Genomic DNA, 22,673 nt, shown 5'->3' on the forward strand with positions numbered 1-22,673 from the left:
GTGGAAAAATCTCAAGAAGTAAAAGAAAAAATCGAGAAAATTTTAGAGGCAAGAGCTGCTTTTTTTGCTGAGCTTGACCGCCAAGTTCCAAAGAAAGATGGTACTGATGTTTTTGATTTTAGCAAAGTAAAAGAGGCTGATCTGAAAGAAATTTACGCTAAATTTTATGCATTTGACTACAACGTAAGAAAACTTTTACCGGATGTTTATACTGCTTTTAATGTGAATTTTAATGTCTGAAATACGCCTGAATAAAGCTTCATATATTCATAACCTCACTCAAATTTGTGCTAAAGCTGGTGGCAAAGAGAAAGTAATAGTTGTATTAAAAGACAATGCTTATGGCCATGGCGCAAGGCTTATTGCTAGTGAGGCTAAAAAATTTGGTATAGAAATTTGTGCTGTAAAAAGTGAGTTTGAGGCAAATGAAATTTCTGACATATTTGAAAATATTCTCATTCTCTCACATATCCCAACTGGGAATGAAAGAAATAAATTTATCTATGCGATAAACGACATAGAGGCACTTTTAAAGATAAAAGATGGCTCAAAAATCAACCTTGCAATCGATACTGGCATGCATAGAAATGGGCTTGATATTAGCGAGCTTGATTATGCCTTTGAAATTTTAACAAGAAGGAATTTAGAGCTTCTTGGAGCCTATACACATTTTCGTGCAAGCGATGAGCTAAATGCTGATTATTTTGTGCAAAGGGAAAATTTTAGGGCTGCAAAAGAGAAAATTTTAGATCTTTGCGATGAGTTTGGTATAAAAAAACCGATCTTTCACTCTCACAACTCAGCTGCTCTTGAAAGAGCAAGTGAAATCGATGATGATATGGTGCGTATTGGCATCGCTCAGTATGGATACGCTCAGTTTGGTGATAGTTTGGACTTAAAGCCAGTACTTTCACTATGGGCAAGAAGAGTTAGCAGGCGCATTTTAAAAAGTGGTCAAGGTGTTGGATATGGTGCTAAATTTAGCACAAAAGAAGATATAAATGTAGCCACTTATGATCTTGGATACGGCGATGGATTGCTAAGATACAATGGCTGTGGTGAGTTAAGACTTGCCAATAACGAGCCAATACTAGGCAAAATTTCTATGGATAGCTTTAGTTGTAAAGATAGTGGCGAGTGGGTCTGTGTCTTTGAGGATGCAAATATTTGGGCGAAATTTTTTGATACGATAAGTTATGACATCTTAGTAAAACTCTCTCCAAACATCATCAGAAAATTTATATAAAGGAAATATGTGAAAAAGATCGTTTTATTAGCTCTTGCTAGCCTTGCTTTTGGTGTGCAAGAGAGCGAGTTTAAGATTTATGAGCAGATACTAAATCAGCTTGATACTAAGCAGATCCCAGCTTTTGTCGTCCAAACCGCAAAGCCAAATTTACCAAGCAGAGTCGATGAGATGATTACGCTAAAAGATGTGAGTAGCAGCGGGCTAAACATACATGGCGAGTTTATTTTAAACGAGACCAAGACAAAGAGGATAAAAGGCTACAACAAAGCTCAAATTTTAGCTTTAAAAGATGAGTTTTATAAAAATGGAAAAGATGTGCTTTGTAACTCAGGTATGGCTAGAGCTGTGCTAAATCGTGGCATCACTCTAAGTGGTAGTTACGGTTTTGGGGGCAGGCATTTTTTTGATATAAATTTGGATAAAAGTAGTTGCGAGTAGTCATTTTTTTACTGTTTTTTTACTCGCTTGCCCTGGCTCTTACGCCAGATATGGCAGCGAAAAATCACGCAATTTACTACAAAAAAAAGCTTCCATTTATCTGTACGCCAACACTGACACTTAATGATATCTTAAATGTCGGCGATACGCTCATTTATAGATATGCTGTCAAACACGCAAGAAAGCAAGAGATCAAAAGGCTTGAAGGGAAAGAGCTTTTAGAATTTATCGAAGCTATTAAAAAAGAGAATTTGCGAACTGCTTGCAAAGATAAAGAGATCTTAAATATGCTAAGCATCGGTGTCACCTTGGATGAGCTTTTTTATTCAGAAAATGGTGAGCTGATCTTTGAGTACACTATAGAAGATCGTGACTGCAAGAAATTGCAGTAAAATTTGGGGCTAAATTTTGGTTTTTGGGTTTTAAATTTAATTTTTAACAAGCTGTCTTTGTAAATTTTTAAAACTTCCATTCGCTCGCAAGAATCGACTACTAAAATTTGATTTCGCTCGCTGATTGTCTCAAATTTTAGATCCGAAATTACTCACTCATAAAATTTAAAATTTCTTGTAAATGTCTAAATTTAAAGCCATAAAAGATGGTAAAAAGAAGAAATTTAGCCCAAATTTTACTAAAGGCTAAATTTTTACATACTTCTTTTTATTTCTTGTTCAAGTTTTTCAAGCTCAGCAATCCTATCGCTAGTGCTTGGATGCGTTCTAAAAAGTACGCCAAGCTTGTTAGTTAGCGAGCCAAATGGATTTACGATAAACATATGAGCGCTTTGCTCGCTTGCGTTTTGCATAACGTAAGAATTTGAGTAGCTCTCAAGCTTTCTTAGAGCGCTTGCAAGCCACTCTGGATGTCCTGTTAAATAGGCTGCGCCCTTGTCTGCCTTGTACTCGCGCTCCCTTGAGATCGCCATTTGTATGATTGTGGCAGCTATTGGCATGAGTATAGCAAGCGCTAGCATAACGATGGCATTACCGCCACCTCTTCTTGAACCGCCACTCTGCCCAGCAATACCACCAACCTTAGCAAAATTTGCAAGCATTGCGATAGCTCCAGCTAGTATGGCAGCGATTGAGCCAGTTAGGATATCGTAGTGCCTTACGTGGCTTAGCTCGTGAGCTAGCACACCCTCGATCTCGTTTTCATTTAAAATTTTTAAAAGTCCCTCGGTTACCGCGACAGCTGCGTGGCTTGGGTTTCTGCCTGTGGCAAAGGCGTTTGGTACCTCTTCTGGGATGATGTAAATTTTTGGCATAGGCAAATTTGCCTTTTGTGTGAGGCGAGATACGATCTCATAAAGCCCGTGAGCGTTACTCTCATCAACTGGGATAGCGTTATATCTTTTAAGCACCAGAGTATCACTAAAAAAATATGAAAAGATATTTGTGCCAGCTGCTATCAAAAAGGCGATCATCATGCCATGCTCACCTCCAATATATCCGCCAACAGCGATAAAAATCAGCATTAAAGCAACCATTAAAAAAGCAGTTTTAAAAATTTCCATTTTTTGTCCTTATTCTTTTATAGCATTTGGCAAGATCGCAGCGTCTATGTTAAATTTTGCAAGCTGTGCAAGCTCGCTTTCATCTTTTATCAAAACAGCTATAAGTGCGTCAAATAGATAACTCTCAGCAATCTTTGCTAGATCTTTTGCAATGTCAATATCTGCAATAATAAATTTTCCTCCAGCCGCGTTTGCGATGATAGCTTCATTTATATTCGTCACAAAAACGCTAAAGCTTGCTCCAGCTTCTAGCGCTCTTTTTATCAAATTTCTATCAAATTTAAAGAGATTTTGCCTGCCACTTAAAATTTCATCTTCGCTTTTGCAAAGAAATAGCGGTTCAAATTTGATCAGTTCATCACCCAAAATTTTCATCTCTCACCCTTTATGCACTCTTTACAGATGTATTTTCCGTCCCTTAGCACCATTTGGTCGATGTCGCTAAAGACACCGCATTTGCTGCACTCCTCGAAGTTACTGGTGCTTATCTTGTCGCTTTTTTTTCTATTTTTAAAAAATATGATGTAAATCGCAACCAAAATCGCTACAAAAAGCAAGTATTTCAACGTATCTCCCCTCGGTTTTTGAGATTAAAATATATGTAGTTTCTATTTTTTTCATTGTAAATTTGCGCGTTAATGCCTGAAATTTCATCCATGACGCTTGAGCCCTTGTAGATGAGAAATTTGGTATTTTCATCATAAAATCCCTCGCAAATTTTTATAAGCTCTTTTGTCTTGCTAAGCGCCCTTGAGGTGATGAGATCAGCTGTAAATTTATCTGCAAGCTCGATCTTTTGGCTATGAACTTCTAAATTTTGCAAGCCAAGCTCGATCTTAGCGTAGCTTAGAAATGACGACTTTTTGGCTATCGGCTCAAAAAGGTGCCACTTAGTGCGCGGCATCGCAAGGGCTAAAAATATCGCTGGAAAGCCAGCCCCACTACCAACATCGATCGCAGTTTTGGCACTTAGGTCAAAAATCTCAAGCGGTTTTATGCTATCAAGCACCTGTTCGCTTATATCTTTATAGTTGCTTAAGCTATGAACCTTATTAAATTTAGCAAAAATTTGAGCGTAAGCCTTTACTTTTTCGTCAAATTCTGCCGGCAAGCAAAGCTCATTTTTCATCACAAGATGTGCCCCATTTGCTCTTTTTTGACCTTTAAGTAGCCTTCGTTAAATTTATTTGGTTTTATGACGATAGGTACGCGTTTTACGATCTTTACTGAGCTTAGTCCGTTAAGTTTTAAAGGGTTATTTGTGAGTAAATTTACCTCTTTTATGCCGTAGTGATTTAGGATAAAATCAACCACTTCGTAAGTCCTCTCATCAGCCTTAAAACCTAGCTGGTGGTTGGCTTCAATGGTATCAAAGCCCTTATCTTGTAGGCTGTAAGCGTTTATTTTGTTTAAAAGCCCGATATTTCTGCCCTCTTGACGCAGGTAGATGACCATGCCGCCATTTTCTTCGATATATTTTAGGCTCGCTTCAAGTTGGTCGCGACAGTCGCACTTTAGGCTCCCGATCGCATCTCCAGTTAGGCATTCGGAGTGAATTCTAAGATTTACTACCTCGCTTAAAGGCTCTTTGTAGATCACGAGGTGCTCTTTTGCCCCTTCTTTGAAGGCTTGAACCTTATAAGTGCCAAATCTTGAAGGTAGATTTGCCGCGTTTGAAATTTCTATTTTCATTTTAAATTTACTCCAACTGTGCTAAACTAGCTAAAAATCACGCATTTTAACAAAGAAAAGGCAAAAATATGTTTAAACGTTTTAGAAGATTAAGAATAAATCCATCCCTAAGAGACATGGTGAGAGAGACTAGCCTTAGCGTAAATGACTTCATTTATCCACTCTTTGTAGTTGAGGGCAAAGGCGTTAAAAACGAGATCGCTTCGATGCCAGGCGTTTATCAAATGAGTATCGATGAAATTTTAAAAGAGTGCGAAGAGATAGTAAATTTAGGCATAAAATCTATCATTTTATTTGGCATACCAAGCCTAAAAGATAGTGTTGGCAGCGACGCACTAAGTAACGACGGCATCATCGCAACCGCGCTTAGAGCCATAAAAGATAAATTCCCAAATTTATTTGTCATCACAGATCTTTGCTTTTGCGAGTACACAGACCATGGTCACTGCGGTATAATCGATCATGTGCACAACACCATCGACAACGACGCAACGCTTGAAATTTCAACTAAACAAGCCTTGATACACGCTCAAAATGGCTCTGACATGATCGCACCAAGTGGCATGATGGATGGCATCATCGCAACGCTAAGAGAGACGCTTGATAGCAATGGCTTTGAGAATTTACCAGTGATGGCGTACTCAACCAAATTTGCCTCAGCATACTACGGGCCATTTCGTGACGTAGCGCAAAGCGCACCAAGCTTTGGCGATAGAAAGAGCTACCAAATGGACAGCGCAAACCGCTTGGAGGCGATCAACGAGAGCTTGCAAGACGAAGCGCAAGGCGCTGATATCTTGATGGTAAAGCCAGCGCTTGCTTATCTTGACATCGTTAGAGAGCTAAGAAATTTAACACTTCTGCCACTTTGCGTCTATAACGTAAGCGGCGAGTACGCACTACTAAAAGCTGGCGCAAAAGCTGGCATCATCGACTACGAGCGCGTCATGATGGAGACATTAATCGGCTTTAAAAGAGCAGGGGCAAATTTGATCATCACCTATCACGCAAAAGAAGCAGCCAAAATTTTAAGGGGCTAAGATGAAGCACTTTTTGACGCTAAATGACTTTAGCAAAGATGAAATCGAGCAGATGATAAATTTAGCCCGCAAGATCAAAAAAGAGGCGAAGGCTAGAGAATTTAAGCCATATCTTAAAGATCAAAAGCTTGCGATGATATTTGAAAAAAGTTCAACCAGAACTAGAGTGAGCTTTGATGTGGGCATGCATGAGCTTGGCGGATATGCGCTATTTTTAAGTAAAAATGATATACAAATAGGCCGCGGCGAGCCTATACGTGACACTGCCAGAGTAATAAGCAGGATGTGTGACATGGCTATGCTAAGGGTCGATAAACACGAGACGCTAGAAGAATTTGCTAAATTTTCAAGCGTGCCAGTGATAAACGGCTTAAGCGATAAATTTCACCCAGTGCAGCTAATGGCGGATTATCTTACGATGCTAGAATTTAGCGCAGGCGAGAAGGTCGCGTACGTAGGGGATGGCAATAATATGACTCACTCGTGGCTCATGCTAGCAAGCAAACTAGGACTTGAGCTAAGGGTCGCCACGCCAAAAGGCTACGAAGTGGATGCAGAAATTTTAAAAATGGCTAATGAAAACGCAAAAATTTCAGGTGCGAAAATTTTTATCACAAATGATATAAAAGAAGCGGTAAATGGTGCCGATGTAGTGACTACAGATACTTGGGTATCGATGGGGCAAGAGGCTGAGAAAGAAAAGAGACTAAAAGACTTTGCTGGATACTGCGTGGATGAAAATTTGATGAGCTTAGCTAAAAAAGACGCGATATTTTTGCACTGCTTGCCAGCTTATAGGGGCTACGAGGTGAGCGAGGCAGTTTTTGAGAAGCACGCAGATGAAATTTTTAGCGAGGCTGAAAACAGACTTCATGCCCAAAAAGGCGTGATGGTCTGGCTGGATGAGAGAAGAAGATGAGCAAAGAGAAAAATATATATGATGAGATAGATGAGATCGGTAATAGTCTTGGACTGAGTAGCCCTGAAAAGACGATCTTTGAGATAGTTTCAACCAAAAATCCAAATGAGCATATTTTAAATTTAAAAAGTGGCTCTTGGGACTCAAAAGAGCCGTGGTTTGGTATTGATGAAAATCAAAATTTACACACGGTAATCTCTGTAAAATCGCTTTCGGCTTTGATCGAGGCCTTAAAAGGGTCGCAAAAAGAGAATTTTGATCTAAGGCTTGAAAAGACGATCTGGCAAAACATACCAGTTGATTTTAGCGATGTTTGGGTAGTTGCTATGGATGAGATAAAAAAGATCGCAAGCGATAAAAAAAGTAGACAATTTAATATTGATCTTGACAAACTGGTAAAAAATATCAAAAAAGAGCACCCAAATTTATTTGTAGACATAAAAGAGGTGATTCAAATGGCAAGGAGTAGGGCAGATGATTGATTTTAGTGCTTATGTGAAGTATTCAAGGCCAGGGCCAAGATATACTAGCTATCCGACAGCACCAGAGTTTAGTGATAAATTTAGCTATGAAGCTTATATAAAAGAGATTGAAAATCGCGATAAAAAAAGACCGCTTTCGCTTTATTTACACTTGCCATTTTGCAGAAGTGCTTGTTATTTTTGTGGCTGTAATGTCATTTACACGAGCAAAGAGGATCGCAAAGAGAAATATATAAGATATATAGAAAAAGAGCTTGAAATTTTAGCTCACCACCTGGACACTAGCGCTGAAGTCTTACAGATGCACTTTGGTGGCGGTACCCCGACATTTTATAATGCCGCTCAGCTTGATGAGATTATCAAACTTATCAAAGCTAAATTTAAAAATTTCTCAAAAGAGGCTGAAATAAGCTGTGAGATAGATCCAAGATTTTTGACAAATGAGCAGCTTGACGTGCTTATATCTCATGGCTTTAACCGCATAAGCTACGGCGTGCAAGACTTTGATGAGAAGGTGCAAAAAGAAATTCATAGAATTCAGCCCTATGAGATCACTCAAAATGCTGTAAAGATGGCTAGGCAAAAGGGCATAAAATCAATCAATATGGACCTAATCTATGGCCTGCCGTATCAAAGCCTAGAGAGCTTTAAAAAGACGCTTGAGCTTGCTCTTACGCTTGATCCAGACAGACTTGCAGTATTTAACTACGCTCATGTGCCATGGATAAAAAAATCAATGCGTAAATTTGATGAGACAACTCTGCCAAATCCAGAAGTGAAGCTTGAAATTTTAAAATTTACGGCTGAGTTTTTAACTAAAAATGGCTATAAAATGATAGGCATGGATCACTTTGCAAAGCCAAATGATGAGCTTTTTGGTGCTCTTGCAAATGGTACTTTGCATAGAAATTTTCAAGGTTATACGACAAAGGGTGGCGCTGATCTTATCGGTATAGGCGTGACAAGTATCGGTGAGTGCAAAAGGCACTACGCACAAAATCATAAAGATATGGACGAGTATGAAAAGGCGATCGATAGTGGAAAGTTGCCATATGCAAAGGGAATTTATCTAAGTGATGAAGATTTGCTTAGAAAGAGTGTGATTATGAACTTAATGAGTAATTTTGGGCTTGATATCAAAGCCATCGAGAATGAATTCCATATAAATTTTTTTGAACACTTTAAGGAAGAGCTTGAGGAGCTTAAAAACTTAAGTGAATTTGTCAATGTTACAGCAGATAAAATCAGTATAAATGAAACTGGAACACTGATAATACGAAATATTGCAATGTGTTTTGATGAATATCTAAAGAAAATTCCCGAGAATTTAAGGCGTTTTTCTAAAACTATATAAAAATTATTTTTTTGTCATAAGATATTTAAAATGTATTTAATATTTCTTGGTGTATAATTTCGTATCAAAATTTAAGTATAGACTTAATAATAAAAATAAGGTAAAAGGATCTTAGTTATGAAAAAGATGTTAGCAATTAGTGCTTTGGCAGCAACTGTGCTGTCAGCTCAAGATGTTCCTTATAGGATTTTTCTAGCTTCATTTGCACAAGATGATAATCAGGCTAGAATTGATAGTGTTGTTAATAAAGTCAATAGCAAAATCTCTGACAGCAGACTAACTACAGGTATCTATGAGGTTGGTGGACGAAAATTTTTATATGTTGACACGACTCCGGTTTCTGAAGATGAAGCTAATGGTCTATTAGTTAAAGTTCAAAACGAATCAGGCTATAAGGATGCTTTAATGAGAGCAAAAGCACCTGTAGGTGATACTCAAATAACAAAAAAATCTAATATAGAACAAGCTATATCAACTGAAGTAAAACCAGTAGCACAAGTTGATGATGGAGTTTTGACTTTAGATCAAGTTATAAAGACTATTTTAAATGAAAATCCAAGTTTAAAAGCTACAGAATTTAACTATCTACAAGTTGGTAAAGATCTAAAAATAGCAAAAAATGCCTATTATCCAACACTTGACGCTGCTGCTAGAGTGGGATATGAGAAAAAACGCCTTGATGATGGAGTTTCTACAAGAAGAGGAGATGGAAGAATTTCTGGCACATCTCTAACCTTGGTTGAAAATTTATACAATGGTGGTGCTGATAAAAATAGAATAAATTCTCAAAGCGCAAGACTTGATTCAGCCGCTTATTCAGTAGCACAAGCTGCAGATAGACTTACATTAAATACTACAAATGCTTACTTGCAAGTTCTTCAAACTAAGAGAATTCTAGACATTGAAGAAGAAAACGTAAAGAGTCATGAGGAAATTTATAGTCAAATTAAAGATAGAGCAAGATCAGGTTATGGTGTAGCTTCTGAGGAGAGACAAGCTGGATCACGCTATACTCTAGCTCAATCAAACTATACAGCTGCTAAAAATAACTATGAAGATGCACTTTCTACATTTGAGAAATTATATGGAAAAAAAGTTGCAGCTAAAAATTTAGTGATGCCTGAGTTTAGCCTTCCTTTACCTAGTACAAAAGAAGCTGTTTACAACAAAGCTATTCTTTGCAATCCGTCACTTTTGGTTCAAAAATCAAATATTGCTATGGCAGAGTCAGTTGTAAAAGAGAAAAATGCGCCATTCTTGCCAAAACTAGATCTTGTTGTATCTGGCGCGTATGATCATTCAAATGTTTTATATGACAATTATGAAGAACAAACATTTGACGCACTTTTAAGACTAAACTATAACCTTTACAATAAAGGTAATGATAAACTAGATAAAGAAAAAAGCCAACTTGCTGTTCAACAAGAGCAACAAACTTTGGATAATCTTGTAAGAGAGCTTAAAGAATCTTTGGAATTTTCATGGCAAAATTATGTTCTTAACCAAGAAAAAATGGGATACTTAAATCAACACGTTGAATATGCTAAAGCTACACTTGATGCTTATCAGGATGAATTTAGAATCGGTCGTCGTGATCTTATAAACTTGCTTGATGCTGAAAATGAATATAACTCTGCATTAAAAGAGATCGCTACAACTGAGACAGCACTATCTTATGCAAAATATAGACTGTTAGATAATATGGGAATGATCTCAGATAGCTTTGAACCAGGTTTTGCAAAGAGATACATTCAAGGTGCTTGCAGCATTCAAAACGATTTAAGATAAAAATGTAAAAAGTAATGACCATGGGGGTCAAGACAAATTTTTGGACGCTTATAGTAAGCGTCCTTTTTTTATTATTAGCAAGTGCTATTGGAGATTTTATAAAATCAACAACTATAGCAAAGGTAGCTAAAATTTATGGAGAAGATGCAAGAAGAAGGGCTTCTGCTCTAAATTCTTTAATGGCTTCATTGCAAGATGCAACGGAACAAGAGAAGTTAATAAAAGTAAATGACTTTTTTAACTCTTTTAGATGGGTTGATGATATGCAGCTTTGGCACAAAAAGGATTATTGGGCTACTAGAATGGAATTTATAGGAAAAGGTGCTGGTGACTGCGAAGACTACGTTATCGCAAAATATTTTACACTAAAGCAGCTAGGAATTCCAACTCAAAAATTATACTTCACATATGTTAAAGCCTTAAGATACAATCAAGCTCATATGGTTTTAGCATACTACGATACACCAAAATCTATTCCATTAATTTTAGATAACATAAATGGTAAAATAAAAATCGCAACTCAAAGAACAGACCTTGTTCCAGTTTATAGTTTTAATGGTGATTCGCTATACTTGGCAAAACAAGAAGGTCTTGGTCAAGCAATACCAGGTGGAAATAAAAAACAAAATCCTAAGTGGATGGAACTAATAGATAGGATAGGAAAAGAGGATTTATGACGCTATTTAAACAAATTATGATCGCCGTGATAACTTTTGGTATCATGATTTTTATGGCTGTTGGCTACTTAAATTTTAAGAGCCTAAATGGATATATTAATGACCAGCTTGGTGAAAACGCAAGACATACAGCAAATTCGCTTGGACTTGCTTTAAAGCCTATTATCGATCCAGATGACATGTCCTTGGCTCAAACAATGATAAATTCTATGTTTGACAGCGGTAGATACAAGCTTATTAAACTTGAAGATGTTGATGGCAAGGTTCTTATTGAAAATTCTCAACAAACTGTTGTTAAAGATATTCCTGAGTGGTTTTACAAAATAGCCAAGTTTGAAGCACCAATAGCAGATAGCGAGATTATGACTGGCTGGGCAAAATTTGGCACTCTTTATGTTCAAGGTAGTACCGCACTTGCCTACAATGAGCTTTATACTAACTCAAAAAATATTTTTAATTTTCTTCTTCTAATGATAATTGTCACTCTTGTGGTGGCATATTTCGCTCTAAAAGCTATTTTTAGGCCGCTTATGAAGGTTCAAGACCAGGCTGAGGCCATACTTGATAATAAATTTATCATTCAAAAAAGAATTCCATTTACAGCTGATCTTAAAAAAATGGTTCTAGCTATGAACTCTATGGTTAGCAAGGTAAAAGATATTTTTGAGAGAGAGGCAGCTACACTCAGTAAATATCAAGAGCTTTTATATAAAGATACAATGAGTGGTGCTAATAACAGAAGATTTTTTCAAACTAAATTTAGCGAGTATCTAGCTAGTGAAGAATATTCAAGTGGTGTTGCTTTACTTGTTAGTTTTAAAGATCTAATAAATTTAAAAAGTACGCTTGGCTTTGAAAAATGGCAAAGCGTTGTAATGAAAATAGCTCAAATTTTACAAGAAAAATCAATTCATAATGATAAAAATGCGATTGTTGCAAGGCTCAACGATAATGATTTCATTGTACTTTCGTATGGTAGAAATTCATCAAATTTCTTGGCTCTATGTGATGAAATTATGAACGAGTTTAAAAAGCTTTATGCAAATTTTGCACTAAATGATAGCGAGTATCCAGTAAATGCTGCGATAGTAGAGTATTCACCAAATTCTGATATTAAGACACTTCTTACTTCAGCTGACGTTACATTGGCTAGCTCAAGACTTGCTGGAAGCTTTACATATAAGGTATTTAATGAAAATCAAAATACTTTAGTGATTGGTAAAGAGAAGTATAAAGAGCTTATTTTTGACTCAATAAAAGAGGATGAATTTAAATTTGCAGCTCAAAAAGTGATTGATCTTAATTCAAATTTTGAGCAGTATGAGCTTTATTTGAGGCTTGTTGATAAAGATGGCGTATGGCGTATGGCCTCATATTTCATGCCGATGGTAAATGAGCTAAATTTAGGTGCGATGCTTGATCTTCATATTTTAAATAGGGTGGCTAGAATTTTACCGGAGAATATCTTACCAAGTGGTAATTTAGCCATAAATTTAGGAAAAGAGATATTAAACTCAGATGAAAATTTTTCAAAACTTGAAGCTACACTTAAAAAGATAAGTCAAATTTCGAAATATAAAAACTATATAGAAATTCCAAATAAAGACGATATTAGCATAGAAAGTATAGTTAAGCTTACTAAAAAATTAAAAGAACTTGGCTTTGGATTTGGTTTTGACCACTTCGAGCTTAACGCAAAAGGTATTGAGAAACTAAAAGAATTTAACCCTGATTATGTAAAAATTCAGTCAAATGTCTTGATTGACTTCTTAAGTGATAAGTCAGGAGTAAACACAAAACAATCACTTGATGTTGTTTTAAGCTCAAAAGACATTATTTTGATTGCAATCGGCGTTGAAGGCGAAGAGCAGAAGAAAAAGCTAATCGATCTTGGCATTAAAAATATGCAAGGAATTTATATAGATGAAATCAAGAACATTGGATGATAGATGCATAGTGATAAGATAAAAGATGAGCTGCTTCAATGTTTGGTTATTTTTACCAAGCTTCATAATAATCCATACAGTGCTGATGCTTTAACTATTGGCTTACCAGTAAAAGATGGCGATGAGATTGAGCTTTTTTCACTTAAAAGCTCAAGGTCTTTATTTTCTCGTGCCGCTTCTCGTGCTGGCTTTGCTTCTACCCTTGTAAGAAAAGATCTTGAGCAAATCTCTCCTTTAGTTTTACCTTGCATTTTAATGCTTAGAGGCAAAAAAGCTTGCATCTTGCAATCTTTTAGTAAAGATAAAAAGACAGCAAATATCATAACACCAGAACTTTCAACTGGTACTAGCACGATAGAAATAAGTAAATTAAAAGAAGAATATTTAGGCTATGCATACTATCTAAAGCGCGAGTTTGTTCCAGAGGATACTAGCTCAACAAAGCTAATTGATGCGGGCAACGACCACTGGTTTTGGGGAACTCTAAAACGTTCTAAAAAGATTTATTTTGATGTTGTTCTTGCAAGTTTTATTATAAATTTATTTGTTCTTGCTAGTCCGCTTTTTACGATGAATGTATACGACCGTGTTGTGCCAAATAATGCGGTTGAGACACTTTGGGTCTTGGCACTTGGCGTAAGTGTAGTTTATGGTATAGATCTTTTTTTAAAATTTGTAAGATCATATTTCCTTGAGATTGCTGGCAAAAAGAGTGACATCATAATGAGCTCTATTTTATTTGAGCGCGTTATGGATATGAAATTTAGCAATAAACCAAAGTCTGTTGGCTCATTCGCTAGTAATCTAAAAGAGTTTGATACGGTTAGAAATTTCTTCTCGTCAGCCTCATTGGCAGCCATTGTCGATCTTCCATTTGCGATCATTTTCTTGATAGTTACTTATTTTATAGGAAGTTATATCGTACTCGTGCCAATTGTTATTATGATAGCTATTTTATGCTATACATTTTTTATAAAAGATCCACTTCAAAATGCTATTAAAAGTACATTTGAGGCTTCGGCTATAAAAAATGGAATTTTAATAGAGAGCCTTAGTAGTCTTGAGACTATCAAAACTCTTGGTGCTAGTGGCCATATACAATGGAACTGGGAAGAGGCAACTGGTGAGATAGCAAATAGAAGCATTAAATCAAAAATTATTACAACTTCGATAACGACTGTTACATCTTTTTTAGTGCAATTAAATACTATTGCTATCATCGTTCTTGGTGTCTATATGATACAAGATACACATCTTACAATGGGTGGTCTTATCGCTGCGGTTATGCTTAGCTCTCGTGCTATCGCTCCTATGGGGCAGGTAGCTTCACTTGCTGCAAATTTTGAGCAGACAAAAACAGCCTATCAAAGTCTTAGTAAGATTATGCAAATGCCTGTTGAAAGGCCAGAAGGTAAAAAATTTGTTAGAAGAAATTCTTTTGATGGAAAGATCGAGTTTAAAAATGTAAGCTTTACATATCCAGATACAACAAAAGGTTCGCTTGATAGGATAAATTTTGTCATTCAGCCAGGTGAAAAAGTTGGCATTATAGGCAAAAATGGCTCTGGAAAAACTACTTTACAAAAGCTCATTTTAGGACTTTACTCACCAACTGAAGGCTCAGTGCTAATTGATGGTATTGATATTAATCAAATCGATCCAGCCGATCTTAGGCGAAACATCGGCTATGTTCCGCAAGATGTTGTGCTTTTTAAAGGAACGGTTAGAGAAAATATTGTTCAAAAAGCACCATATGTTGATGATATTCAGATTATAAAAGCAGCTAAAGTAAGCGGAGTTGATGAATATGTAAATGCTCATCCGCTTGGATTTGACATGCCAGTTTTTGAAAGAGGTGACGGTATAAGTGGCGGACAGCGTCAAAGTATAGCTGTGGCTAGGGCATTTTTGCTAGATAGTCCTATTATTTTGCTTGATGAGCCAACAAATTCTCTTGATAATACGGTTGAAAATAAGTTAAAAATAAATTTAAAGACAAATACAGCAAATAAAACGATGCTGCTTGTTACACATAGGACGTCGATGCTAGATCTTGTTGATAGACTTATAGTTATGGATAATGGCAAAATTTTATTGGACGGACCAAGAGATGAAGTTTTAGCAAGACTTAGTGGGAAGTAATCATGCAAGAAGATATCAAGAATAAACAAAATGAAAATCCAAAAACTGAAAAAAGATTAATTTCTGAAAATAACATAAAAGAACAAGAGGAAGCTAGTAATAAAATTTTAAATAGTGTAGATGACATAAAGTCTAATCTTCAAACAAAAAATTATGATGCTTATGATTTGAAATTTATGTCAAGCCTTTCAGAAGCGGTTTTGGCAAAGGCTCCATCGACTTCAAAAAAGATACTTTATGTAGTTAGTATAACTGTATTTTGGCTTCTTATCTGGGCTTCGTGGGCGCAGATAGATGAGATAACAAGAGGTAGTGGCAAGATCATCCCTTCAGGTAAAAACCAAGCGATACAAAACCTTGAGGGTGGTATCGTGGATCAAATTTTTGTAAAAGAGGGCGATGAGGTTAAAAAAGATCAAATTCTAATCAGGCTTGATAATAAAAACTTTACAAGTAGCTACGGCGAGTCAAAGCTAAGGCTTGATGAGCTTCAGGCTAAATTTATGAGGCTTGACGCTGAAGCCAATGATAAAGAATTTGACTATAACGAAACAAGAGATGCGAACAATAGCAAGGCCGTAAGATACGAGATAAGCTTGCACAACTCAAACATCGATCACTTAAATGAGCAAATAGGAATTCTAACAGAGCAGATCCATCAACGCCAAAGTGAGCTAAATGAGCTTAGAAATAAAATTTCTCAAACTCAAAATAGCTACAACCTTGTTTTAAAAGAAAAAGCTATCATGGAGCCTATCTTTAAAAAAGGTCTTGTTAGCGAGGTTGAATACATCCAACTTCAAAGACGCGTAAATGACCTAAAAGGCGAGCTTGACGCATCTGTGCTTGCCGTGCCAAGGGTCGAATCGACCATAAAAGAGGCAAAAAATAAGATAGAAGAGGCAAAGCTGGCATTTAAAAATAATGCAAAAAAAGAGCTAAACGAAGTTTCAGCAGAGATCGCAAGGATTAATGAATCACAAATCAGCCTAAGCGATAGAGTAGAAAGAACATATGTAAGATCTCCAGTAAATGGTATCGTTAGTAAAATGATGGTTCATACCGTATCAGGAGTTATCAAGCCTGGTGAAAATATTGCCGAGATCGTTCCTCTTGAGGATAAACTGGTTGCCGAAGTAAAAGTAAAACCAGCCGATGTTGCGTTTTTGAGGCCTGGGCTTGATACGATGGTTAAATTTACGGCTTATGATTTTAGTATTTACGGTGGTTTAAAAGGCAAAGTAACGCAGATTAGTGCCGATACGGAGACTAATGAAAAAACTGGCGAGAGCTATTATTTAGTCAGGATAGAAACTGAGAAAAATTATCTTGGTAGCGAAGAAAAACCGCTTAGGATAAAAGTTGGTATGATAGTCTCAGCTGATATCATTACCGGCAAAAAGACAATACTTGATTATTTATTAAAGCCTATTTTAAAGGCAAAGCAAAATGCCTTAACGGAGAGGTAATGGGCAAGATCGCTTTTTATGATAAGAAATTTGGTGAATATGAGATCGAAAAATTTCAGAATTTACAAAATTTCTATCTCATAAAAGATGATCATTACTGCGATATAGTTAATGATGAAATTGAACGATTTAAATTTAGTGATTGTGAAATAGAATTTTTACAATTAGTAGATGTTGCTAGTAGACATAAAAAACTATTTGAAAATATAAAAATTCAAGATGATATAGTAAGAAGCATTAAAATTTTAATAAAAGGCTATGACCAGAGTTTGGATAAATTTGACTTTGATCCTGGAATTTTAAATTTAAATACTCCTTATAAATATGCTATATCACAAGATTTTTTCGAAATGACCATTCTTTTAGAAGAAAAACCTTCTGTGGTTACTAAATTTTTCTCATCAATAGATTACAAGATATACAAAAATGGCGAAAGTCGTCACGTAGAATTTTTTATAAATAATAAAAAAATTTATGAAAGAATCATATAAATAATCCAAGGAAAGGTAATGCAAGTTATTTTATTTACACAAAATAGTGCATTAAACAATATTTGGAGAAGCTATTTTACTGGCAATAGCGATGTGAAATTTATACATAATAGAAAAGAGTTTTTTTCTCATATAAATGATGATGTTGATATTATAGGCATTGATATTGATATTTTTAAAGATAATATTGATGATGTTATAAAAAATATAATTGAAAAATCACCAAATATAAAAATACTCATACTCTCAAATAGGCCAACGATAAACGAAGGTAAGCATCTGCTTACGCTTGGAATCAAGGGCTATGCAAATTCTCACATGAGAAAGACACACTTTGAAGATGCTTTTGAAACCATTTTTAATGGAAATATATGGCTTTACCAAGAATTTGTTCAGGCAATGATTAGTGAGCTAACCGGCTCATATATTAATAGCGAAAGTGAAAAGGTAGACAAAAAGACTGATCTCTCTGAGCTTAGTTCAAGGGAAAGAGAAATTGCAGATTTAATCTATCAGGGTCTAACAAATAATGAAATTTCAGAAAAAACAGGCATTACACTAAGGACGGTCAAGGCACATACAAGCTCAATTTATAGTAAGCTAAATGTAAAGGATAGAATAGGACTTGTGCTTTTAATGAAACAGCTTGACGCATAAAATCTTGATTTATTTTTGTGAGAAATTTAAAATCCTTCTTCAAAAACTATAAATTTTTATATATGCGCCTATAAGAAATACATACACAACTTTTACTGGCCAAAGAATACAATAAATATAAAATTTTCAAATAAAAAATGATTTGCTAAAATCTTAAATAAAAAATCTAGCAAATTTATTAATAGCTGAGATAAGAAACCAGAAGCTTTAGTCTTCCAAATCGATATCTACTTTTTCAACATTTGTTATGATGTCTTTTGTATTTTTTTCGATATCGTGTTTATTTTTTTCAATAAGCGATCTATTTTGTCCAATCAAATCCCTATTTTCCTTAATACCATCACTATTTTGTTCAATTAATTTGCTAAGAGTTGATATTCTTTTCTCATAACGTATCATTAGAAAATAAATTACGTAAATTAGTAATAAAATTATCGCCCAAGGTAAAAATTGCATATTAAGTCCTTATATATTTTTTTGTAATTATAGAAATTTTAGCTTTTAAAAAAAATAAAACCAAAAAAATTATACATATTTCATAAATACTTAACGTTGCATTACGGATTTAAATGTAATAAAAATTTGTATTCTTAAACGGTTATATTTTATGATTTTAATTTTTATGAAAATTTTTTAAATTTCCCTTGACTTTTACCTTGTTTTGATATATAATTGCCACTTCACAAAATAGGTGCTGGTGTAGCTCAGTTGGTAGAGCTACTGCCTTGTAAGCAGTGGGTCGGCGGTTCAAGTCCGTTCACCAGCTCCATTTTTGTAACAGTGTTTGACCAGAAAATACCAAAATAGTTTATTAATGTTTAGGGTGAGATACTCAAGCGGCCAACGAGGGCAGACTGTAAATCTGCTGACTATGTCTTCCGTGGTTCGAATCCACGTCTCACCACCATTGTTATGCGGGAGTAGCTCAGTTGGCTAGAGCATCAGCCTTCCAAGCTGAGGGTCGCGGGTTCGAGCCCCGTTTCCCGCTCCAAAATTTGGGAAAATAAACTGGGAGCTGTATCTAGATTTTACTAAACACAGTTATTCCTTACTTTATTTTCAAAATTTTTAGTTGTTTGTATTATTTAATTGGAATCATCTCTGCCAAGCGTTTTTCGCTCATATGGCTCAGAGGTAGAGCACTTCCTTGGTAAGGAAGAGGTCGCGGGTTCAAGTCCCGCTATGAGCTCCACTGGTTAATATGATTTTATTATGATTATACAAATTTGGTAAGAAAAAGACATATATCACAATACGGAGGAAAAGATGGCTAAAGAAAAATTTTCACGTAACAAGCCACACGTAAACATAGGCACTATTGGTCACGTAGATCATGGTAAAACTACATTAACAGCTGCAATATCTGCTGTTCTTTCACGCAAAGGACTTGCTGAGCTAAAAGATTATGATAATATTGATAATGCTCCAGAAGAAAAAGAGCGTGGTATTACAATTGCTACTTCACATATTGAGTATGAGACAGAGAAACGCCACTATGCCCACGTTGACTGCCCTGGTCACGCCGACTATGTAAAAAATATGATTACAGGTGCTGCGCAAATGGATGGAGCTATTTTGGTTGTTTCTGCAGCTGATGGCCCAATGCCACAAACTAGAGAGCATATTTTGTTATCACGCCAAGTTGGTGTTCCATACATTGTTGTTTTTATGAATAAAGCTGATATGGTTGATGATGCTGAACTACTTGAATTGGTTGAAATGGAAATCCGCGAATTGCTTAATGAGTATAATTTCCCAGGTGATGATACACCTATTGTTTCTGGTTCGGCGCTTAAAGCTCTTGAAGAAGCAAAAGCTGGTCAAGATGGCGAATGGTCGGCAAAAATTATGGAATTAATGGATGCAGTTGATAGCTATATTCCGACTCCAGTTCGTGCAACAGATAAAGACCTTCTTATGCCAATCGAAGATGTTTTTTCGATTTCAGGTCGTGGCACAGTTGTAACTGGTAGAATTGAAAAAGGTGTTATAAAAGTTGGCGATACAATTGAAATTGTTGGTATTAAGCCAACTCAAACAACAACAGTTACTGGTGTTGAAATGTTTAGAAAAGAGATGGATCAAGGCGAAGCTGGTGACAATGTCGGCGTTCTTCTCCGTGGTACCAAGAAAGAGGATGTCGAGCGTGGTATGGTTCTTTGCAAACCTAAATCAATTACCCCTCATACAAAATTTGAAGGCGAAGTCTATATCTTGACAAAAGAAGAAGGTGGTCGCCATACTCCTTTCTTTAATAACTATAGACCACAATTCTACGTAAGAACAACTGATGTTACTGGTTCAATTACGCTTCCAGAAGGAACAGAGATGGTTATGCCAGGTGATAATGTAAGAATTTCTGTTGAATTGATTGCTCCAGTAGCACTTGAGGAAGGCACTCGTTTCGCTATCCGTGAAGGTGGTAGGACTGTTGGTTCAGGTGTTGTTTCAAAAATACTTGGTTAATTTATAAAAATTTGTCAAAGGGAGGATATCCCTTTGATATCTTAATAAGGACTTATATGAGAATTAAAATTGGTTTAAAATGCTCCGAAAGTGGTGATATAAATTATACAACAACTAAAAATAGTAAAACTACTACAGATAAAGTTGAACTTAAAAAGTATTGCCCAAGATTAAAAAAACATACTATTCATAAAGAAGTTAAATTAAAAAGTTAATTAAGAAGCTATTAGGGCAATAGCTCCAACGGTAGAGCGCTGGATTCCAAATCCAATGGTTGGGGGTTCGAATCCCTCTTGCCCTGCCACGACTAAGGTTGAGATTATGGAAAAAATTATAAATTATATTAGGCTTTCTAAATTGGAAATAATGAAGGTTATCTATCCTACAAAAGAACAAATTAGAAATGCTTTTTTTGCAGTTTTTATCGTAGTTGCTGTTGTATCACTTTTTTTAGCTCTTGTTGATGTTATTATGTCCTTTGTTTTATCTAAAGTTATATGATATAAGGAAAGAAGTAATGTCACATAAATGGTATGCTATACAGACTTACGCTGGAAGCGAAATGGCAGTAAAAAGAGGAATTGAAAATTTAGTAAAAGATCATGGAATAGAAGATCAACTAAAAGAAATTATAGTTCCTACAGAAGACGTAATAGAAATAAAAAATGGTAAGCAAAAAATCAACGAAAGAACTCTTTATCCAGGTTATGCTTTTGCATGCTTAGATCTTGATACGGCTCTTTGGCACAGCATTCAGTCTTTACCAAAAGTTGGACGTTTTATTGGTGAGGCCAAAAAACCTACGCCATTATCTGAAAAAGATATAAATACTATTTTGGAAAAAGTTCAAAAAAGGGCTGCACCAAAACCTAAGATATTTTTTGAGGAAGGTGAGAGTGTTCGTATAACAGAAGGTCCTTTTGCTAACTTTACAGGTATTGTGGAAGAATATGACATGATACATGGTAAACTTAGACTTAATGTTTCTATTTTTGGTAGAAGTACCCCTGTTGATATTTTGTATTCACAAGTTGAGAAGATAATTTAAGGAGCAAGAAATGGCTAAAAAAGTTATAGGTGAAATAAAATTACAAATTGCTGCAACAAAAGCAAATCCTAGTCCACCAGTTGGTCCAGCTCTTGGACAAAAAGGTGTTAATATTATGGAATTTTGTAAAGCCTTTAATGAAAGAACAAAAGACATGGTTGGATTTAATATTCCAGTTGTTATAACTGTTTATGCTGATAAAAGTTTTACATTTATTACAAAACAGCCTCCTGCTACAGATCTTATTAAAAAGGCTGCAGGTATAACAAAAGGAACTGATAATCCTTTAAAAAATAAAGTAGGCAAACTAACAAAAGCTCAAGTTTTAGAAATAGTTGAGAAAAAACTTGTTGATTTAAATACAAATGATAAAGAGCAAGCAGCTAAAATTATTGCTGGTTCAGCTCGATCAATGGGTGTCGAAGTAATAGACTAAAACCTTTACCGTCAGGTTGATTAGCAAAAGACGGAAGCAATATATATGCGGAGAAATTTATGGGAAAAACTAGTAAGAGATTTCAAGAATTGCTCAAAAAAGTAGAGCAAGATAAAATTTATAACCTTAGTGAGGCTATTGATACAGTCAAAACTCTAGCTTCTGCTAAATTTAATGAAACAGTTGAGATTGCATTAAAATTAAATGTTGATCCAAGACATGCTGATCAAATGGTTCGTGGTTCAGTAGTTTTACCAGCTGGTACAGGTAAAACTGTAAGAGTTGCTGTTATTGCTAAAGATGCTAAAGCTGATGAGGCAAAAGCAGCTGGTGCTGATATTATTGGTGCAGATGATTTAGTCGAAGATATTCAAAAAGGCATAATGAATTTTGATGTTCTTATAGCTACTCCAAATTTAATGGGTCTTGTAGGTAAGGTCGGTAGAATTTTAGGACCAAAAGGATTAATGCCAAACCCAAAAACTGGCACAGTTACAATGGATGTTGCACAAGCTGTTAACAATGCAAAAAGCGGTCAAGTAAATTTCCGTGTTGATAAGCAAGGAAATATACATGCAGGTCTTGGTAAAGTTAATTTTACTAAAGAACAATTAAATGAAAATATTTCAACATTTATTAAAGCGATCAATAAACATAAGCCTGCAACCGCAAAGGGCAGATATGTTAAAAATGCTTCGTTGTCTTTGACAATGAGCCCATCTATAGCTCTTGATACTCAAGAAGTTATGGACTTAAAATAAAACTAAAAATTAAAATTTATATCTTAGATTGGAGATAGCCGAGGCCATTGGGCTTAATTGATTCGACCCGCTCTGCTTGAAATTACCGGTCGGAAAGGAGAA

Annotated in this window: 27 protein-coding genes and 5 tRNA genes; 26 read left to right on the forward strand and 6 right to left on the reverse strand. The window is 35.6% G+C overall.

Features of this window, described 5'->3' with window-relative positions; genetic code table 11:
- The 4 genes from cmeU to CYO92_RS06285 are packed head-to-tail and all read left to right on the forward strand — an operon-like array spanning position 1 to position 2,079.
- Entirely contained in the window at positions 1-240 is a 240-nt protein-coding gene (gene cmeU / locus CYO92_RS06270; protein WP_021091016.1) for a CmeU family protein, read from the forward strand.
- On the forward strand, positions 233-1,246 hold the full coding sequence (locus tag CYO92_RS06275) for an alanine racemase (protein WP_103589085.1): 1,014 nt from the start codon (positions 233-235) through the stop codon (positions 1,244-1,246). Before cmeU ends, CYO92_RS06275 begins: the two co-directional genes overlap by 8 nt.
- Positions 1,247-1,255: 9 nt before the next feature.
- Positions 1,256-1,687, forward strand: a complete 432-nt coding sequence (locus CYO92_RS06280; protein WP_103589086.1) for a peptide deformylase — start codon at positions 1,256-1,258, stop codon at positions 1,685-1,687.
- On the forward strand, positions 1,678-2,079 hold the full coding sequence (locus CYO92_RS06285; RefSeq protein ID WP_103589087.1) for a flagellar protein FlaH: 402 nt from the start codon (positions 1,678-1,680) through the stop codon (positions 2,077-2,079). The genes CYO92_RS06280 and CYO92_RS06285 overlap by 10 nt, the downstream gene beginning before the upstream one ends.
- Positions 2,080-2,333: 254 nt before the next feature.
- On the opposite strand, the gene htpX is transcribed toward CYO92_RS06285, so the two are convergent.
- The 5 genes from htpX to ribA are packed head-to-tail and all read right to left on the reverse strand — an operon-like array spanning position 2,334 to position 4,895.
- On the reverse strand, positions 2,334-3,203 hold the full coding sequence (gene htpX / locus CYO92_RS06290; protein WP_103589088.1) for a zinc metalloprotease HtpX: 870 nt from the start codon (positions 3,201-3,203) through the stop codon (positions 2,334-2,336).
- 9 nt (positions 3,204-3,212) lie between these two features.
- A complete protein-coding gene (locus CYO92_RS06295) occupies positions 3,213-3,578 on the reverse strand; it encodes a hypothetical protein (protein WP_103589089.1) in 366 nt (121 codons plus the stop codon).
- On the reverse strand, positions 3,575-3,769 hold the full coding sequence (locus tag CYO92_RS06300) for a hypothetical protein (RefSeq protein ID WP_009294554.1): 195 nt from the start codon (positions 3,767-3,769) through the stop codon (positions 3,575-3,577). The genes CYO92_RS06295 and CYO92_RS06300 overlap by 4 nt, the downstream gene beginning before the upstream one ends.
- On the reverse strand, positions 3,766-4,332 hold the full coding sequence (gene rsmG, locus CYO92_RS06305; protein WP_103589090.1) for a 16S rRNA (guanine(527)-N(7))-methyltransferase RsmG: 567 nt from the start codon (positions 4,330-4,332) through the stop codon (positions 3,766-3,768). Before rsmG ends, CYO92_RS06300 begins: the two co-directional genes overlap by 4 nt.
- A complete protein-coding gene (gene ribA, locus CYO92_RS06310) occupies positions 4,332-4,895 on the reverse strand; it encodes a GTP cyclohydrolase II (RefSeq protein WP_103589091.1) in 564 nt (187 codons plus the stop codon). The genes rsmG and ribA overlap by 1 nt, the downstream gene beginning before the upstream one ends.
- Before the next feature lie 68 nt (positions 4,896-4,963).
- Here ribA and hemB point away from each other — a divergent pair, with 68 nt between their 5' ends.
- From hemB to CYO92_RS06365, 11 genes are all read left to right on the forward strand, one after another.
- Complete coding sequence (gene hemB / locus CYO92_RS06315) at positions 4,964-5,935, forward strand: porphobilinogen synthase (protein WP_103589092.1); 972 nt, start codon at positions 4,964-4,966, stop codon at positions 5,933-5,935.
- A gap of 1 nt (position 5,936) precedes the next feature.
- Complete coding sequence (gene argF / locus CYO92_RS06320) at positions 5,937-6,854, forward strand: ornithine carbamoyltransferase (RefSeq protein WP_103589093.1); 918 nt, start codon at positions 5,937-5,939, stop codon at positions 6,852-6,854.
- Positions 6,851-7,336, forward strand: coding sequence for a DUF2603 domain-containing protein (locus CYO92_RS06325; RefSeq protein ID WP_103589094.1), 486 nt, complete (start codon positions 6,851-6,853; stop codon positions 7,334-7,336). Before argF ends, CYO92_RS06325 begins: the two co-directional genes overlap by 4 nt.
- Positions 7,329-8,690 carry an oxygen-independent coproporphyrinogen III oxidase gene (hemN, locus tag CYO92_RS06330; protein WP_103589095.1) on the forward strand — a complete coding sequence of 454 codons (1,362 nt, stop codon included), beginning with the start codon at positions 7,329-7,331 and terminating at the stop codon, positions 8,688-8,690. The genes CYO92_RS06325 and hemN overlap by 8 nt, the downstream gene beginning before the upstream one ends.
- Before the next feature lie 117 nt (positions 8,691-8,807).
- Complete coding sequence (locus CYO92_RS06335) at positions 8,808-10,478, forward strand: TolC family outer membrane protein (protein ID WP_103589096.1); 1,671 nt, start codon at positions 8,808-8,810, stop codon at positions 10,476-10,478.
- A gap of 20 nt (positions 10,479-10,498) precedes the next feature.
- Positions 10,499-11,155 carry a transglutaminase-like cysteine peptidase gene (locus CYO92_RS06340; RefSeq protein ID WP_103589097.1) on the forward strand — a complete coding sequence of 219 codons (657 nt, stop codon included), beginning with the start codon at positions 10,499-10,501 and terminating at the stop codon, positions 11,153-11,155.
- Positions 11,152-13,101: a bifunctional diguanylate cyclase/phosphodiesterase gene (locus CYO92_RS06345; RefSeq protein WP_103589098.1), complete on the forward strand. Its 1,950-nt coding sequence runs from the start codon at positions 11,152-11,154 to the stop codon at positions 13,099-13,101. The genes CYO92_RS06340 and CYO92_RS06345 overlap by 4 nt, the downstream gene beginning before the upstream one ends.
- A gap of 3 nt (positions 13,102-13,104) precedes the next feature.
- Complete coding sequence (locus CYO92_RS06350; RefSeq protein WP_084040698.1) at positions 13,105-15,243, forward strand: type I secretion system permease/ATPase; 2,139 nt, start codon at positions 13,105-13,107, stop codon at positions 15,241-15,243.
- A 2-nt stretch (positions 15,244-15,245) separates the two neighbouring features.
- Positions 15,246-16,712, forward strand: coding sequence for an HlyD family type I secretion periplasmic adaptor subunit (locus CYO92_RS06355; RefSeq protein WP_103589099.1), 1,467 nt, complete (start codon positions 15,246-15,248; stop codon positions 16,710-16,712).
- On the forward strand, positions 16,712-17,203 hold the full coding sequence (locus tag CYO92_RS06360; protein ID WP_103589623.1) for a DUF5416 family protein: 492 nt from the start codon (positions 16,712-16,714) through the stop codon (positions 17,201-17,203). The genes CYO92_RS06355 and CYO92_RS06360 overlap by 1 nt, the downstream gene beginning before the upstream one ends.
- Before the next feature lie 18 nt (positions 17,204-17,221).
- A complete protein-coding gene (locus CYO92_RS06365; protein ID WP_103588719.1) occupies positions 17,222-17,860 on the forward strand; it encodes a response regulator transcription factor in 639 nt (212 codons plus the stop codon).
- A 207-nt stretch (positions 17,861-18,067) separates the two neighbouring features.
- Here CYO92_RS06365 and CYO92_RS06370 read toward each other — a convergent pair whose 3' ends face one another.
- On the reverse strand, positions 18,068-18,259 hold the full coding sequence (locus CYO92_RS06370; protein ID WP_180997991.1) for a hypothetical protein: 192 nt from the start codon (positions 18,257-18,259) through the stop codon (positions 18,068-18,070).
- Between the two features lie 294 nt (positions 18,260-18,553).
- On the opposite strand from CYO92_RS06370, the gene CYO92_RS06375 reads away from it, so the two are divergent.
- The 11 genes from CYO92_RS06375 (at position 18,554) to rplA (ending at position 22,571) form a co-directional block, all read left to right on the forward strand.
- A tRNA-Thr gene (locus CYO92_RS06375) sits at positions 18,554-18,629 on the forward strand.
- Positions 18,630-18,682: 53 nt separating this feature from the next.
- Positions 18,683-18,767: transfer RNA gene (locus CYO92_RS06380), tRNA-Tyr, on the forward strand.
- A 7-nt stretch (positions 18,768-18,774) separates the two neighbouring features.
- A tRNA-Gly gene (locus tag CYO92_RS06385) sits at positions 18,775-18,851 on the forward strand.
- Positions 18,852-18,977: 126 nt separating this feature from the next.
- Positions 18,978-19,052, forward strand: a tRNA-Thr gene (locus CYO92_RS06390).
- A 74-nt stretch (positions 19,053-19,126) separates the two neighbouring features.
- Positions 19,127-20,326, forward strand: coding sequence for an elongation factor Tu (gene tuf, locus CYO92_RS06395; protein WP_021090663.1), 1,200 nt, complete (start codon positions 19,127-19,129; stop codon positions 20,324-20,326).
- Positions 20,327-20,382: 56 nt separating this feature from the next.
- Entirely contained in the window at positions 20,383-20,541 is a 159-nt protein-coding gene (rpmG, locus tag CYO92_RS06400) for a 50S ribosomal protein L33 (protein ID WP_035167196.1), read from the forward strand.
- Positions 20,542-20,554: 13 nt separating this feature from the next.
- A tRNA-Trp gene (locus CYO92_RS06405) sits at positions 20,555-20,630 on the forward strand.
- A gap of 17 nt (positions 20,631-20,647) precedes the next feature.
- Positions 20,648-20,827, forward strand: a complete 180-nt coding sequence (secE, locus tag CYO92_RS06410) for a preprotein translocase subunit SecE (protein WP_035167317.1) — start codon at positions 20,648-20,650, stop codon at positions 20,825-20,827.
- Positions 20,828-20,843: 16 nt separating this feature from the next.
- Positions 20,844-21,374 carry a transcription termination/antitermination protein NusG gene (gene nusG, locus CYO92_RS06415; RefSeq protein WP_103589488.1) on the forward strand — a complete coding sequence of 177 codons (531 nt, stop codon included), beginning with the start codon at positions 20,844-20,846 and terminating at the stop codon, positions 21,372-21,374.
- Positions 21,375-21,384: 10 nt separating this feature from the next.
- Positions 21,385-21,810, forward strand: coding sequence for a 50S ribosomal protein L11 (rplK, locus tag CYO92_RS06420; protein WP_084040690.1), 426 nt, complete (start codon positions 21,385-21,387; stop codon positions 21,808-21,810).
- A 59-nt stretch (positions 21,811-21,869) separates the two neighbouring features.
- On the forward strand, positions 21,870-22,571 hold the full coding sequence (rplA, locus tag CYO92_RS06425) for a 50S ribosomal protein L1 (RefSeq protein ID WP_084108356.1): 702 nt from the start codon (positions 21,870-21,872) through the stop codon (positions 22,569-22,571).
- Positions 22,572-22,673 lie beyond the last annotated feature (102 nt).

The sequence above is a fragment of the Campylobacter concisus genome, from assembly GCF_002913715.1.
Lineage (GTDB): Bacteria > Campylobacterota > Campylobacteria > Campylobacterales > Campylobacteraceae > Campylobacter_A > Campylobacter_A concisus_AG.

Bases quoted from the DNA above. Each gene is read 5' to 3' on its own strand.
- CYO92_RS06360 (WP_103589623.1), top strand. From the start codon at position 16,712: ATGGGCAAGATCGCTTTTTATGATAAGAAATTTGGTGAATATGAGATC.
- hemN (WP_103589095.1), top strand. From the start codon at position 7,329: ATGATTGATTTTAGTGCTTATGTGAAGTATTCAAGGCCAGGGCCAAGA.
- tuf (WP_021090663.1), top strand. From the start codon at position 19,127: ATGGCTAAAGAAAAATTTTCACGTAACAAGCCACACGTAAACATAGGC.
- CYO92_RS06355 (WP_103589099.1), top strand. From the start codon at position 15,246: ATGCAAGAAGATATCAAGAATAAACAAAATGAAAATCCAAAAACTGAA.
- htpX (WP_103589088.1), bottom strand. From the start codon at position 3,203: ATGGAAATTTTTAAAACTGCTTTTTTAATGGTTGCTTTAATGCTGATT.
- ribA (WP_103589091.1), bottom strand. From the start codon at position 4,895: ATGAAAATAGAAATTTCAAACGCGGCAAATCTACCTTCAAGATTTGGC.
- argF (WP_103589093.1), top strand. From the start codon at position 5,937: ATGAAGCACTTTTTGACGCTAAATGACTTTAGCAAAGATGAAATCGAG.
- CYO92_RS06350 (WP_084040698.1), top strand. From the start codon at position 13,105: ATGCATAGTGATAAGATAAAAGATGAGCTGCTTCAATGTTTGGTTATT.
- CYO92_RS06365 (WP_103588719.1), top strand. From the start codon at position 17,222: ATGCAAGTTATTTTATTTACACAAAATAGTGCATTAAACAATATTTGG.
- nusG (WP_103589488.1), top strand. From the start codon at position 20,844: ATGTCACATAAATGGTATGCTATACAGACTTACGCTGGAAGCGAAATG.
- CYO92_RS06340 (WP_103589097.1), top strand. From the start codon at position 10,499: ATGGGGGTCAAGACAAATTTTTGGACGCTTATAGTAAGCGTCCTTTTT.
- CYO92_RS06335 (WP_103589096.1), top strand. From the start codon at position 8,808: ATGAAAAAGATGTTAGCAATTAGTGCTTTGGCAGCAACTGTGCTGTCA.
- rplA (WP_084108356.1), top strand. From the start codon at position 21,870: ATGGGAAAAACTAGTAAGAGATTTCAAGAATTGCTCAAAAAAGTAGAG.
- hemB (WP_103589092.1), top strand. From the start codon at position 4,964: ATGTTTAAACGTTTTAGAAGATTAAGAATAAATCCATCCCTAAGAGAC.
- rsmG (WP_103589090.1), bottom strand. From the start codon at position 4,332: ATGAAAAATGAGCTTTGCTTGCCGGCAGAATTTGACGAAAAAGTAAAG.
- rplK (WP_084040690.1), top strand. From the start codon at position 21,385: ATGGCTAAAAAAGTTATAGGTGAAATAAAATTACAAATTGCTGCAACA.
- secE (WP_035167317.1), top strand. From the start codon at position 20,648: ATGGAAAAAATTATAAATTATATTAGGCTTTCTAAATTGGAAATAATG.
- rpmG (WP_035167196.1), top strand. From the start codon at position 20,383: ATGAGAATTAAAATTGGTTTAAAATGCTCCGAAAGTGGTGATATAAAT.
- CYO92_RS06275 (WP_103589085.1), top strand. From the start codon at position 233: ATGTCTGAAATACGCCTGAATAAAGCTTCATATATTCATAACCTCACT.
- CYO92_RS06325 (WP_103589094.1), top strand. From the start codon at position 6,851: ATGAGCAAAGAGAAAAATATATATGATGAGATAGATGAGATCGGTAAT.
- CYO92_RS06295 (WP_103589089.1), bottom strand. From the start codon at position 3,578: ATGAAAATTTTGGGTGATGAACTGATCAAATTTGAACCGCTATTTCTT.
- CYO92_RS06370 (WP_180997991.1), bottom strand. From the start codon at position 18,259: ATGATACGTTATGAGAAAAGAATATCAACTCTTAGCAAATTAATTGAA.
- CYO92_RS06345 (WP_103589098.1), top strand. From the start codon at position 11,152: ATGACGCTATTTAAACAAATTATGATCGCCGTGATAACTTTTGGTATC.